This is a genomic window from Pseudoalteromonas qingdaonensis (assembly GCF_038739665.1).
GTDB classification, from domain to species: domain Bacteria; phylum Pseudomonadota; class Gammaproteobacteria; order Enterobacterales; family Alteromonadaceae; genus Pseudoalteromonas; species Pseudoalteromonas qingdaonensis.
Map to the genome: position 1 here is coordinate 59,390 of NZ_JBCGCU010000007.1, position 14,018 is coordinate 73,407.

Here is a 14,018-nt window from a genome sequence, read left to right on the forward strand (position 1 = left end):
TAGGGCGTGTATCCTAACCTAGTTACGCCTAACAACGCCCTTTAGGCATTGCTATAGTCAAATAGTTCGATCGATTTTACTTACAATTGTTCAGTTTTAAAGTCTTGTTTTTTATTTTGATTGCGCCAGTTTATTAACTATTGTTGTAGCTGGGTGGTAAATTTAGCCCTGCCTATTGGCAATGCGCGCAGGGTTGTTTTAGAATCGGGGAAACATTAACAGGTCAGACCTGTCAACAGGAGAAGCATTTATATGTCTGGGCAAACAAAACTAACAACACGAAACGGAGAGCGCATCGCCATTGTCAGCGGCCTGCGCACACCTTTTGCAAAGCAAGCGACCGCTTTTCATCATGTACCCGCATTAGATTTAGGCAAGCTGGTGGTGAACGAGATGCTTGAGCGTCTTGATTTTGACCGCAAGGAAATCGACCAACTGGTGTTTGGTCAGGTGATACAAATGCCTGAAGCGCCAAATATTGCTCGTGAAATTGTGCTCGGAACCGGCATGCCGGTGAATATCGATGCCTATTCGGTTTCTCGCGCTTGCGCAACCAGCTTCCAGGCCATCGCCAACGTCGCCGAGTCGATTATGGCCGGCCACACGCAAGTAGGTATTGCCGGTGGTGCGGACTCATCCTCTGTTTTGCCCATTGGCGTAAGCAAAAAACTGGCGGGCAGTCTGGTTGACTTAAATAAAGCGCGCACCTTCTCGCAGCGCCTAAAGATTTTCTCAAAGCTGGGTCTCAAAGACTTACTGCCGGTGCCACCGGCGGTGGCCGAATACTCCACCGGCTTGTCCATGGGGCAAACCGCCGAGCAGATGGCAAAAACCCATAATATCAGCCGCGCCGATCAGGATGCCTTGGCGCATCGCTCACACACCTTGGCAAGCCAGGCCTGGGCCGAGGGTAAGCTGGCGCAGGAGGTAATGACCGCTCATGTGCCGCCTTATAAGTCCTTTATTGAGCAGGACAACACTATCCGCGCTAACTCAGAGCTGGCCAGTTACGCTAAGTTAAAGCCAGTGTTCGACCGCAAATACGGCAGCGTTACCGCCGCTAATGCGACGCCATTAACCGATGGTGCGGCAGCGGTACTGTTGATGAATGAAAGCAAAGCCAAGGCCATGGGTTATGAAATCCTGGGCTATATTCGTAGCTATGCCTTTACCGCCATTGGCGTACACGAAGACATGCTGATGGGCCCGGCGCATTCAACGCCTGTGGCCCTTGATCGTGCCGGTATTACCTTGGGCGACCTTGACCTGATTGAAATGCACGAAGCCTTTGCAGCACAAACTCTGGCGAATATGAAGATGTTTGCTTCGGATAAGTTTGCCAAGGAGCAGCTTGGTCGCGACAAGGCCATAGGTGAAATCAATATGGATAAATTCAATGTTAACGGTGGCTCACTGGCTTATGGTCACCCCTTCGCCGCCACAGGTGCGCGTTTGATCACTCAAAGTATTCATGAACTTAATCGTCGCGGTGGTGGTTTAGCCTTAACCACGGCCTGTGCCGCTGGTGGCCTGGGTGCTGCCTTTGTATTGGAGAGCGCATAATGACTGAATCAGTATTTACATTCGAGCTCAATGATGAGCGCGTGGGTATCGTCACCATAGACGTGCCCGGCGAGAAGATGAACACATTACGCGCCAGTTTTGCCGAGCAGTTGCAGGATGTGATCACCACAGCCAACGAAAATAACGTTAAAGGCCTGGTGTTTATCAGCGCCAAGCCGGATAACTTTATTGCCGGTGCCGACATCAACATGCTGGATGAGGCCAATACCCGCGAAGAAGCGCTGGCGTTATCGACCACCTGTCACGATGCCTTTTTTGATTTAGCTAAATTGCCCTATCCCACGGTGGCCGCCATTCACGGTGCTGCTTTAGGTGGCGGTTTAGAGTTTGCTTTGGCCTGTGATTACCGTGTTTGTAGCGACAGCGACATCACCAAAATGGGTCTGCCCGAGGTACAATTAGGCCTTTTACCTGGCGGCGGCGGTACTCAGCGTCTGCCTAAGCTGGTGGGCATTCAAAAGGCTCTGGAATGGATGCTAACCGGCAAGCAGGTACGTGCCAAGCAGGCGAAAAAAGCCGGTTTGGTAAATGATTGCGTGCCGCACTCGATTTTATTGGACGTGGCGGTTCAGTTTGCGCAAAAAGGTAAAGCGAAAGCGGCGAAACCTCAGCTTGATAAAATGTCGGCGCTGCTGGAGTCTAACCCCTTTGGTCGCAACCTGATCTTCAAAAAAGCCGCCGAAAATGTGGCCAAGAAAACTGGCGGCCATTACCCGGCGCCCGAGCTGATTATCAAGGCGGTGCGTGCCAGTGTTGAGCTGGACCAACTCAAGGCTTATAAGACCGAGGCCGAAGGCTTTGCCGATCTGGTTATGAGCGATGTCTCTAAAAAGCTGCGCGGTATCTTCTTTGCCACCACAGAGATGAAAAAAGAGTGGCGTGCAGATAATGCCCCACGCACCGACAAGGTTGCGGTGTTGGGTGGCGGCCTGATGGGCGCGGGTATTACCCATGTCAGCGCCATCAAGGCGGGTGTGCGCACTCGAGTAAAAGACGTGGCACAGCAAGGCATTGCCGGTGCCATGAACTACAGCTACAAAATTCTTGAGAAGAAGCGTAAGCGTCGTATCTTGTCTCTGGCCGAGTTGCAAGAACAGATGAACCGCATTACTGGCACCACGGATTACAGCGGTTTTAAGCATGTGGACATGGTGATCGAAGCGGTATTTGAAGACCTTTCTTTGAAGCAGGCCATGGTTGCCGATGTTGAGCAATACGCCCAAGAGCACACCATTTTTGCCAGCAACACCAGCTCGTTGCCGATAGCGCAAATTGCCGCGCAGGCGCAGCGTCCGGAAAATGTTATTGGTTTACACTATTTCTCGCCGGTAGAAAAAATGCCGCTGGTGGAAATTATTCCCCACGAGAAAACCAGTGAGCAAACAATTGCCCGCACCGTGAGCTTTGCCCGCAAGCAGGGTAAAACGCCGATTGTGGTTAAAGACAAGGCTGGTTTCTTTGTAAACCGTATCTTGGCTCCTTATGTGAACGAGGCGGCGAACCTTTTACTTGCCGGTGAGCCTGTGGAGAAAATCGACCAGGCCCTGGTGGAGTTTGGCTTCCCAGTTGGCCCATTAGCGCTGCTTGATGAAGTGGGTATCGATATCGGCTCTAAGATTGCCCCTATTCTTGAGGCCGAGCTGGGTGAGCGCTTTAAGGCACCCGAGGTGTTTAATCGCCTAATCGACGATAAGCGTTTAGGTCGCAAGTCGGGCCGTGGTTTCTACGATTACAGCAAGAAACAGAAGAAGGTAGACGAGTCCGTTTACGAATTCCTGGGTGTAACCCTAAGCCCGAAATTGAACAAGGAAGAGATCGCTCAGCGCTGCGTAATGCAGATGCTAAACGAAGCGGCTCGTTGTTTGGAAGAAGGCATCATCAGCAATGCCCGCGATGGTGACATAGGTGCCATCTTTGGCATTGGCTTCCCGCCGTTCCTCGGTGGTCCATTTAGCTATATGGATAAACTGGGCGCCGCCAATGTATGTTCAACCCTGGCAACCTATGCGCAGTATAATGACGGCTTTGCCCCGGCGGCGGCCTTACTGGCCATGGCCGAGCAGGGCGGAAGTTATTACCCGCAGGAGCAGGCAGCTGCCGAAGTGGATGTTGACAGCGAGGGCAAGGTTGAAGCCGAGGAAGAGGTTGAGACAAAGGAGCAGGTTGAAGCTGAGAACAAGGCAGAGGCTAGTGACAAAGCTGACGCTGGAAGCCCCGATGAGTCGGAAGCAGTTGATTCTGAAGAGCCAGCCAAGGACGCAGCCGAGCAAGACAAGGAACAGGCTCGCAGTTAATCCCGTCATAAGTACATGGTTGAAAGCCGCAGCAATATGCTTAATGCCGATCGTTTTAAGTAATTGACCGATCCAGAGCAGGCTTCATAATCGGTCTCAACATTGTTGAGGCCGATTTTTTATGTCCGAATTTTCTAAAGAGTTACAGATCACCGCCGAGTTTTGCCAAGAACATCATCTTAATGCTTTTGCTAAACATATTCCTCTAGAGTGGGTGGAAGAAGCCGTTAGACAAACTGGCAGAGCTTCTGTCCGTAAGCGTCGGTTTCCAGCAGAGCAAGCTGTATGGTTAGTGTTAGGCATTGGTCTGTTAAGAGACCGTTCGATTCAAACTGTTTGTGACCGACTGGAGCTCGCGTTCCCTGATTCTAAGGGCGAACTTCCTCCTTTAGCTACAAGTAGTATTATCAAGGGCAAAGAAAAACTGGGCTTTGAACTCATGCGTTATCTATTCAAACTCACCGCAGCTCAATGGGATAAACAAAGTGAATTTGAGCAATGCTGTGGATTGAAACTGATGAGCGTTGACGGTACTTACTTCAAAACCCATGATACTGAAAGTAATCGCACTTTTGGCTATGCTCAAAAATCAGCGTCATTTCCTTCAGTGCTTGCTGTCACATTGATGTCCACTAGAACTCATTTAGTTTCTGATACCGCTTTCGGACCGGTGACAGAAAGTGAAATCTCTTATGCACAACAACTTGTTGGTTCAGCACCAGAAAACTCTTTAACCCTATTTGACCGGGGTTTTATGTCCGCAGAACTCTTCTCAAGCTGGCAAGGCTGCGGTGAAAATACCCATTGGCTCACGCCAATTAAGTCAAAATTTAGATATGACATTCTGGAATCATACAGCGATTATGACCATCTCATTGAAATGCCGACTTCACCTCAAGCACAAGAGCAATACCCCCATTTAGGAAAAACGTGGAAAGCGAGGCTTGTGCTTATTCCGTCACCGAAAGGAGAGATAAAAGGATTTATCACGTCTTGCTTGTGCCCTGAGAAATACGCGTTAAAAGAGCTGGTCGATGTTTACTGGCAACGTTGGGAAATCGAACGTGGTTATGGTGAACTCAAACAATATCAACTGGCGAACAAACCGTTGTTGAGAAGCCTGAAGAGTGATGGAATATACCAAGAGCTATGGGGAATACTGACGTCATACAACATTATTCGTCTAGAAATGGCTGAAATGGCCAAGCAACATAAAGTGGAATCATTACGTATTAGCTTCGTTAATGCGCTCTATCTGATACAGGATGAATTTATTTGGTCGGATAGCGGAGCCCCAGGTGCAATACCTAAAGCGCTGAAAACGCTTCGAGATAATGGTAAACGGTTAATTCTACCTGAAAAGAGGAAAAGGAAGCCTTACCCAAGAACCGGATTAAGAAAAGCGGCGAAATATGCTTCACGTTCTAGAAATAAGAATGCCACTCGCTCTTAAGCGAGTGGCATTAAGCAATATGCTGCGCTTTTTTTGTGCTCAGGTTTTTGGGCGCGTATTGGCTTCCAGTTGAAATAAAATCAACTGCAAAAGTTTACTTATCAACCAATGACCTAACGAGGAATTCTAGAAGCAGGGTGAGGTGTGTGGTTAATTAAGTAGCAGCTTTATGGTAAAGTCGCCGCCCGAGAATGAGGGGGGATTATGATTTTCTTATTAAGTGTTGTGTTTGCCAGTTTATTATTTATTGTTGCCACCGCCAAAGGCATGCCAGCGAAGCGCTGGGCCCTGCTCGGCGGATTATGTGGCCCCTTCGCCCTGGCGCTGTTTAATGTGCACTACCGACGCGCCTTGATGCGCACCATAGCCCATTGTGGGATTATTTGGCGGCCCTGATATTTCTTGGTGCTTGGAAGGATACCGCCGAGCATCCTTTTTTGTGTAAACCTGTAGCTCGGTCTTTTAGGTCGATAGAAATAACTAAGACACCCATTTGAAGAAATAACTAAGACACCCACTTTAAGAATTGAATTTGTGTAACGGAACAAGAAAATACATTTTTAAAACGAGTTCAATCAGAGCAAGCTGTTGTCAGTAGATTTACCCTTTTTTTATCATTTTCGTAAATTTTGGACGTGCGAAATCGACCTTTTGGTTGAGGATTCAAGTATAAGGAGGAAAGCAATATTTAAGCGAATAAGCTTTGACAGTTACTTAAATCCACACGTCGTTTTCTGTGTTGGTGCTGACAGTAGGTTGTTAAGGCTTGCTCTTTACCCACCGCACCGTGAAATACCTTGGTGAATGAGGTTGTTAGAGCCAACCAATTTGTAGGGCAAATATCGAGGCGCTCAAGTATGGGGGCTGCGTCAGATGCAATATGCCCAGGTTTACCTTCACGCAAACAGCGTCCCGTCCATTCAACCAGCTCTAAGTAACTTTGTAGCTCAAAAGGCAAGCCTTTCGGCATCTTCTCACGAGGGTTGCCAACAAAGGGCATTAAGGCTGTAGGCTGCTGCCCCTTCTTTGCTGATGCGATGCGGGTTTTTACACTGGTATAGTCGGATTTTTCAGGTAAATCAGCAGCCTTAGCACGAATAGGGTTTAAGTCCACATAGGCTAAGCAGGCAACCAGGGCCGCTTCATCAAGGAGGGCTTGGGACTTAAAGCGTCCCTCCCAAAAACGGCCAGTACAATCATCTTCACGATTGGCTTGGCGAGCAATCCCTTCATTGAGTACGCGCATAAACCAGCTGATATCACTCAGGCGCTCCCGATAAATCCTTATTCGACCTTGTAGGGCGGCCAACTCGGCCGTATCGAGCTGCTCTCCTTGGAAAAAGCGCTGGCAGAGCACAGTGCCTTTAAACAATTTGTGCCACCGCAGCAGAATCTCCTTATCAGTTAGCTCTTGAGATTTACTCTTATCCACATGTAGCACAACATGAGTATGGTTGCTCATTACTGCATAGGCACACACATCTATGCAGAAAATTTGCGCTAACTGTAGCAGCTTACTCTCAACCCAATCACGGCGATGTTCATAAGAGCGTCCGGTCAGTGCATCGATACCACATAAAAACGCACGCCGAACACAACGAGAGATACAGTGATAATAAGAAGTATCAGCCAGGCTGATTTGGTTTTTCCGAGGCGTTGCCATGATCCACTCCTCCTTGAGTAGCACTTTCAAAGCGTAGCAGAAGGATCAGGGATTGTGAAATATTGGAGAGTGTTGAAATGGGTGTCTTTATTGTTTTTGGGTGGGTGTCTTCGTTGTTTTATTTCTGACACTTACTCGCTTACCAACTAAAAGGCGCAAGAGTTCGCCTTAGCTACTTACTTATACATAGCCAAAACCTGCGCTTTTCTAAAACAATCATCATGATGGTCGTTGACCATGCCGCAGGCTTGCATATGGGCGTACACGGTCGTTGAGCCTAAAAACTTAAAGCCGCGCTTTTTTAGATCCTTGGCAAAGGCATCGGATTGTTCGCTGGTGGCGACATAATCTTCGCGCGAGTGAATCGAGTTCACCCTGGGCTTGTTATCGACAAACTGCCATTGATAGGCGCTAAAGCTGCCAAATTCCTTTTGCACTTCGATAAAACGCTGGGCGTTATTAATGGTGGCGTTGATCTTGAGTTTATTGCGGACTATGCCAGCATCGTCGAGCAGGCGGGCGACGTCCTGGTCGTTAAAGGCGGCCACCTTGTGTACATCAAAGTTGGCGAAGGCGCGGCGATAGTTGTCGCGCTTTTTTAAAATGGTGTACCAGCTCAGTCCGGCCTGGGCCGACTCCAAAGTTAAAAACTCAAACAATTGTTGGTCGTCATAAATGGGCACGCCCCATTCATTATCATGGTAGGCCACATAATCTTCTTTGCTGAGATCCACCCAGCTACATCTGCTACACATAACTTGTTCCTTGAGTTGGGGGTCAGGTTTGCGCCTGCGTTGAGCCTTGGGGATCACTCAACCATTCCATTCGCGGTCGTTGTGGCGCAAACAATTCGTTTAGATACTGTAGTACCTGCTCAAATTCTATATTTTCTAGCGTGTTCAACAGGTTGGCTTGCAAAGTGAAATCAACCCCCGGGTTACTGATCGCCAGCCAAAAGCGTTGCGAGCGCAGGCGTAGGTTTTTATCTTTCTCGGCAATTTGGCGATACAGACTTTGTTTACTGTGCTCCCAGGTTTGCTCATCCATTTGCGCCGCCTGCTGGCAGTACTGGCTAATAAACTGATTATGGTGCTCCAAGAGCTCCTTTCCCGAGACATTGGGCGACTGCACATAAAATGCCAGGCCTGCGCGGGAATTAAAAGGTGCATAACCGGCGCCAACCAAATAGCCAAGCTGCTGCTCGGTGCGCAGGGCATTAAAGTAAGGCTGATTAAGGAGGTGATTGATCACCATCATCAGCACCTTCTCTTCAAAATCGTGAGTTGTGGCCTGATAGTAGATCACCATGGCATGGTCGTTACTGGGCAAACTAAGCTGCTGCTGGATTACAGAGGTGATCTCCGCAAGGGGGCGGTTAATTGCCTCTATATTGGCTCTTTGTTCCAGATGTGTTTGGATCAAGCGTAAAAAGTCATAAGCGTCGGCGGGTCGCCAATTGCCATGTAGAAAGGCTTCAATATGCACGGCGGCAAAAAACTCCTGACGGAATTGCTTAAATTGCAAATAACTGGTGCTTTTCAGTGCCTGTGCTAAGGCTTCCGGGGTCGGGTTCCAGGGCATGATCTCGGCGCCGATGCGGCTGAAAATTTCGCTCACAGGTTTGTTTTGATTGCTCGATTGCCAGTGGCGTACCAATTGCTTCTTGTATTCGGCATAGCGCTTGGCGCAAATATCCGCATTAAAGAGGGCATCCAAGAGCCCCTGCGCCAACTCAAGCTGGCTCGAAGACAGGCCTGCTGTATGCAATGTTAAACCGCCCTGGTGCGACGACAAATGGTAGTTCAGACCCGCCAGCTCGGCGGGGTAAAACTGCTCAGCCACGCAGTCGATAAAGAGATCCGCAAATAAGCGGGTCAGGGCCATATGTTGCACATCTTTGACCGCCAAATGGGAGTCTATGGCCAGGTAAAAATGACCCTTGGCAACGCGATAGGTGGCGTCTTGTTTAAACCAGAAATTAAAGCCCGGATGTGAAGCCAGTTTTTCCGGGGTGGCACTGGGGGACTCCAGCTCATGAAGCACGCAAGGGCGCTGCAAATAAGGGTTTACCTCGGGCAGCGACATGGTGCCCAGCGGCGTATCTATGGCGGCCAGTGCGTCGAGCCACTGAGGCTCCAACGCCTTGGTGTAATAAGGGGTGTTGTACCATTGTGTGGTTTTACTGCTGCTTACACCCGGATGGATTAACACCAAACGCATATTCTTCGGGCTCAACCAGTCGAGTACTTTAGCAAATTGCTGGGGCTCATAACCGGCCATCAAATAGTCGCCGTTAAGATAATGCTCACTGGGGTAGTGGTGCATATTCACGCTCAAGCCACTGACCCAATCCAGTAAGCGAGCCTTTTCCTGATTATCGAAGGCGATTTGCAACAGGGTTTGCTTATCCCGATACAGGGCATGCAATTGTGCGATGTTTTGGCGGATAAGGGCGATATAGGCGAACACCATCTCGACTATATCCTGATAATACTCGATGCCATCATCGGTCAGTGCCAAGCTGATATTAAAGTCTTTAAAGTTGCTGCCGTTAATGCCACCCCCGGCGGACAGGGCATTGATCCAGCCCTGATTTTTTAGCAGAGAATGCAAAGAGCCTTCGCCTTCGTAGCCGAGTAAATGGGCAAGAAAGCTGACCGTTTTGTGCTTATAAAACTTATCTATGCTCGGCATAGCAAAGCTGATGATCAGCTTTTGCAAATGCTTATGGGGCTCAATATGCAGCTCCAGCCCCAGATCTTGCGCTCGATACAGAGGCTCGGCAATCTCCGGCTTAGCGGTTGTATTGCTGTTGATATCCGCGAAAAGGTGCTCGGCCCAACCCTTTAATTGCGCCAGAGTGTAAGGACCGCACAGCACTAAGGTCATCCATTGGGCCTGATAGTGCTCGGCAAAGAAGGTTTCCAGCTCTTGCTTTATCGGGCCATGTGCGTCGCTCAGGGTATCGAGACTGCCCACCGAAAACTTGGCAAAGGGATGCTTTGGATTAACTGTTTCCTTGTGCGCCTGATAGATACGACGGCCATCGTCCTTAATCTTGAGTTTAAACTCGGCATCGATGGCGTTGCGCTCTTTTTCTATTTCCCCGTCATTGAACAGCGGCGCGATAAAAAGCTGGCTAAAACGCTCCAGTGCCGGTTGAAAAAATTGCTTGGTGATGTCGAAGTAATAGCAGCTGTGCTCGGTGCCAGTCCAGGCATTGCTGCTGCCGCCATGGCGGCTGATAAAGTCATGAAATTCACCGGATTCAGGGTATTTTTCGGTGCCGAGGAAAAGCAGGTGCTCAACAAAATGGGCGAGGCCCTGACGATGCCAGGGGTCATCAAAATGCCCGGCGTTCACGGTAAGCGCGGCGGCCGCTTTTTGACTATCACTGTCGGCGACTAACAAAACCCTAAGACCATTGGGCAGTGTTAGGGCTTGGTAGAGTCTGTTATCATTGCGGCTGATATTCAATTATTGCTCCTGAAACTAGAAAAGTTACAAGATGTTCAGGGCCAGCGGTTACGGCGAAGTGCCTACCTGAATATCGGGTGGTAAAGCTAAACTATAGCGAATATCGCGCCTTAATGGCTAGCTTTTGCAGCAAAACTTTTTCTCTAATTAGTTGATTTAACAGAAATGAAAACAGTTTTAATCATGCGTCATGGGGATGCGCAGGCAATGCAGGGACAAGATAACTTGCGTGAGTTAACCGACAAGGGGGTGGCGCAGGCGGATCATGTTGGTCAATGGTTGGCGCAACGCTTTAATCCACAAGGGTTAATTGTTAGTCCCTACGTACGGGCGCAACAAACCGCGATGCAGGTGAAGGAGCATTGTCGCAACTTTATTTACAGTGAAGACTGTGAAGAGGTAACGCCTAATGCCGATGCAAAACGCGCCGTGGATTACCTAAGCGCCCTGATAGCTGTGCATGATGAAATAGATTGCTGGCTGGTGGTCGCCCATATGCCCATAGTCAGCTATATGGTGGCCGAGTTGTGTCCGGATAAGATGCCTATTTTTCCAACCTGTGGCGTAGCTCAGATAGATTATGACCCGCAGACGCTACGTGGCCATTGGCGGGCGCTTTATAGCCCGCAATAGCATAGCCCGCAATAACTGCTGCTCTCCGGCTTTAGCCGCCGGCAATTTTTACCTTAAAGCCCTGCGCCTCAAGCAAGCCCTTTAGCTTGTCGCGGTCATCTCCCTGGATCTCGATAACACCATCTTTAACGGCGCCGCCTTGGCCCATTTTTGACTTTAACGCCTTGGCCAGCTTCTTCAAATCATGCTCCTGCGGATCAATTCCCACAACCAGCATCACCCCTTTGCCTTTACGGCCCTTGGTTTGTCGCTCAATGCGCAGCGCCCCGTCTTTAAACAACTTAACGTCGGCTTGCTCTTTCTCAACGGGTGCCTTAATACGGCCCGTTTCTGTTGAATATACTAGGTTATTGTCGCTCATCAGTACCTCCGACCTAAACAGGCTGTTAGCTTATCATAACTGGGCTCTGCGTCTTGCCAAAATAGTGCCGAGAATTGCACTTCAAGCGGGGAAATAATCAAAGACTTATGAACCCTAGGTAAGCAGTTGCAGCGGCCCAGATGCCATTTCATTTTGCTATTGCCTGTGCTTTTGCCTCTGTGCTAGCATCCTTTTAAAGGTTTAGATGTTTGGATGGCTAAATGATTTTATATAACGAGTGGGCACAAATTGAGGCGGATGAGTCGCAGACACTGCATTATCAAGCTTTATTGCAAGAATATTTGGCGAATAAAAGTGCTCAGGTGCAATGGCAATACCTTATTCCAGAGCTGGGTGAGGGCGGCGCATGCAGCCTGTTTGGTCATTTACAGGAAGAACCCTTTAGCCTGCGAGAACATCTTGATATTGATGCCGAGGCACAGCTTGTCAAGTTGCAGGGGATAGTCGATTTTGTTGTACAACAAAGTGGCGTCGATTGGTTCGGTATTTATCAGTCGCGTGATATCCATGGTCAGTCGCAGTTGCTAAAGCTGGCGTATTATGGCGCCCCCAGTCGTCCCTTGTTTCCCATTACCCCTGAGTTTGCCGCCACCAGTAATAATGTGCAGGTTGTAAGCTCTGGAAAGGCCAGAATTATCAACAATGTGGAAGACTATGTTGCCAGCGGTGGCGAATACTATACATGTGATCCTAAAGTGGAGGCGGAAAGCTGCTTGCCGCTTTATTCGCAGAAGGGTAAAGTAGTGGGCATCATAGATGCAGAAGCATTCAGCACTGATTTTTTTACCCCCGAACGCATAGCCTTGTTGGTTGCCGCAAGCAAAGAAATTGTCGCGCATCTGCCAGCCTAATGTGGCCGGGTATTGCTAACCCTGAGATAAATAAAAAGAGAGTCCCATGTTCTCACAATTAAAACCATTACCGACGGATCCCATTCTTGGGTTGATGGCTGCGTTTAAGGCTGACACCAATGCCAATAAAATCGACTTAGGTGTCGGTGTTTATAAAGACGAGCAGGGTAATACCCCTGTGCTAAAAGCGGTAAAAAAAGCGGAAGAGTTTCGCTTAGCCAATGAGACCAGCAAGTCTTATATCGGATTGGCCGGTAACCTGGATTATTGTCAGAAAATGGAAGAATTGTTGCTAGGCAATGCACACCCTGCTTTGCTGGCAAACCGTGTACGCACGGCACAAACTCCAGGTGGTACAGGTTCACTTCGCGTAGCCGCTGAGTTTATTAAACGTTGTAACGATAATGCCACTGTTTGGGTGACAACTCCGACCTGGGCTAACCATATCAGCCTGTTTGAAGCTGCCGGTCTGACGGTAAAAGAATACCCTTACTATGACTATGAAAAGAAGGGTTTATTGTTTGACGAAATGGTTAACGCCTTAAGTCAGATCCCAGCAGGTGATGTGGTATTGCTACATGCTTGTTGTCATAACCCAAGCGGTATGGATTTGAACGCCGAGCAATGGCAAACCGTAACCGATATCGCCAAAGCACAAGGCTTTACCGTGCTTATCGATATCGCCTATCAGGGTTTTGGTACTAGCCTGGACGAAGATGCTGCCGGCCTGCGCCTGCTTGCTTCACAGGTTGAAGAGCTGATCATCTGTTCTTCATGTTCGAAGAACTTTGGCCTTTACCGTGACCGTATCGGCGCCTGCTCTATCATCTCTAAAGATGCCAGCGCTGCCGATGTATCTAACTCGGTATTGTTAAGTGTAGTGCGCAGCATTTACTCTATGCCGCCGGCGCACGGTGCGGACATTGTTAGCACTATTCTATCTAGCTCTGAGCTAACTACTATGTGGCACGATGAACTGGATGAAATGCGTTCACGCATCAACGAATTCCGTTCATTACTAAAAGAGAAGCTAAACGACAAATGCCACGGCATGGACTTTTCATTTATTGAGCGCCAGCACGGTATGTTCTCTTTCTTAGGTATTAATAAAGAGCAGATCGAGCGTCTACAAAAAGAGTATTCGATTTACATCGTTGGCTCGAGCCGCGTTAACGTAGCCGGTATCAGCCATGCCAATATCGATTATTTCGCTGACGCCGTAGCCGAAGTAACCAAATAACTTTCGCTTAGAGCGAAGCAAAAAAAGCCAGCTATGCTGGCTTTTCTTTTTTGTACTGTTACTTAGGCTTCTTTGGCTTTTAGCTCGGTGACATTTTCCTGGCTGTCTTTATCTTGGGCTTTTGGCTTTTTTTCTGCTTTATTTTCGCTTGGTTTCGCGCCTTTTAACACCTGCATAAACTCATCTTTTTGTTTGGCGATTTGCAGTGCCAGGCCTTCTACCTGTTGTTCACTTAAGGGCACATCTGTGTTGTCCAGCAGACCTTCAAGGCTTTCGGCAATATCGAGCATTTTGTCATAAGCATCGGCTTCTTTCTTGCTGGTAAAGGTCATGCGCTCGACTCCATTTCTTTCAACTACGTACTTAACGACAACAGCCATGGGATCTCCTAACTATACTGTTTTTTTATACAGTTAGATTAGGGTGGCAAGCAGCTAAGGT

At 48.6% G+C, this 14,018-nt stretch carries 12 protein-coding genes; 7 read left to right on the plus strand and 5 right to left on the minus strand.

Annotated elements, in window-relative coordinates; genetic code table 11:
* Positions 1–252: 252 nt before the first annotated feature.
* From fadI to WCN91_RS07980, 4 genes are all read left to right on the plus strand, one after another.
* A complete protein-coding gene (fadI, locus tag WCN91_RS07965) occupies positions 253–1,563 on the plus strand; it encodes an acetyl-CoA C-acyltransferase FadI (protein WP_342677950.1) in 1,311 nt (436 codons plus the stop codon).
* Positions 1,563–3,878 (plus strand): fatty acid oxidation complex subunit alpha FadJ, encoded by a 2,316-nt coding sequence (fadJ, locus tag WCN91_RS07970; RefSeq protein ID WP_342677952.1) that lies wholly within the window; start codon positions 1,563–1,565, stop codon positions 3,876–3,878. The genes fadI and fadJ overlap by 1 nt, the downstream gene beginning before the upstream one ends.
* Before the next feature lie 121 nt (positions 3,879–3,999).
* A complete protein-coding gene (locus tag WCN91_RS07975; RefSeq protein WP_342677954.1) occupies positions 4,000–5,331 on the plus strand; it encodes an IS4 family transposase in 1,332 nt (443 codons plus the stop codon).
* 204 nt (positions 5,332–5,535) lie between these two features.
* Positions 5,536–5,727 (plus strand): hypothetical protein, encoded by a 192-nt coding sequence (locus tag WCN91_RS07980; protein ID WP_425416023.1) that lies wholly within the window; start codon positions 5,536–5,538, stop codon positions 5,725–5,727.
* Between the two features lie 292 nt (positions 5,728–6,019).
* On the opposite strand, the gene WCN91_RS07985 is transcribed toward WCN91_RS07980, so the two are convergent.
* The 3 genes from WCN91_RS07985 to WCN91_RS07995 all read right to left on the minus strand — a co-directional run bounded on the left by WCN91_RS07985 (position 6,020) and on the right by WCN91_RS07995 (position 10,471).
* Positions 6,020–6,994 (minus strand): transposase, encoded by a 975-nt coding sequence (locus tag WCN91_RS07985; RefSeq protein WP_342677956.1) that lies wholly within the window; start codon positions 6,992–6,994, stop codon positions 6,020–6,022.
* 176 nt (positions 6,995–7,170) lie between these two features.
* Entirely contained in the window at positions 7,171–7,749 is a 579-nt protein-coding gene (locus WCN91_RS07990; protein ID WP_342677958.1) for a DNA-3-methyladenine glycosylase I, read from the minus strand.
* 22 nt (positions 7,750–7,771) lie between these two features.
* The gene (locus WCN91_RS07995; RefSeq protein ID WP_342677960.1) at positions 7,772–10,471 is read right to left on the minus strand and encodes an insulinase family protein; all 2,700 of its coding nucleotides are present in this window, start codon (positions 10,469–10,471) and stop codon (positions 7,772–7,774) included.
* A gap of 165 nt (positions 10,472–10,636) precedes the next feature.
* On the opposite strand from WCN91_RS07995, the gene sixA reads away from it, so the two are divergent.
* Positions 10,637–11,104, plus strand: coding sequence for a phosphohistidine phosphatase SixA (gene sixA / locus WCN91_RS08000; protein WP_342677962.1), 468 nt, complete (start codon positions 10,637–10,639; stop codon positions 11,102–11,104).
* 31 nt (positions 11,105–11,135) lie between these two features.
* Here sixA and WCN91_RS08005 read toward each other — a convergent pair whose 3' ends face one another.
* Complete coding sequence (locus tag WCN91_RS08005) at positions 11,136–11,465, minus strand: SUI1 family translation initiation factor (RefSeq protein WP_342677964.1); 330 nt, start codon at positions 11,463–11,465, stop codon at positions 11,136–11,138.
* Positions 11,466–11,686: 221 nt separating this feature from the next.
* Here WCN91_RS08005 and WCN91_RS08010 point away from each other — a divergent pair, with 221 nt between their 5' ends.
* Complete coding sequence (locus WCN91_RS08010; protein WP_342677966.1) at positions 11,687–12,337, plus strand: GAF domain-containing protein; 651 nt, start codon at positions 11,687–11,689, stop codon at positions 12,335–12,337.
* Between the two features lie 46 nt (positions 12,338–12,383).
* Positions 12,384–13,577, plus strand: a complete 1,194-nt coding sequence (locus WCN91_RS08015; RefSeq protein WP_342677968.1) for an amino acid aminotransferase — start codon at positions 12,384–12,386, stop codon at positions 13,575–13,577.
* A gap of 62 nt (positions 13,578–13,639) precedes the next feature.
* Here WCN91_RS08015 and WCN91_RS08020 read toward each other — a convergent pair whose 3' ends face one another.
* On the minus strand, positions 13,640–13,957 hold the full coding sequence (locus WCN91_RS08020) for a YebG family protein (protein WP_342677970.1): 318 nt from the start codon (positions 13,955–13,957) through the stop codon (positions 13,640–13,642).
* Between the last annotated feature and the right edge of the window lie 61 nt (positions 13,958–14,018).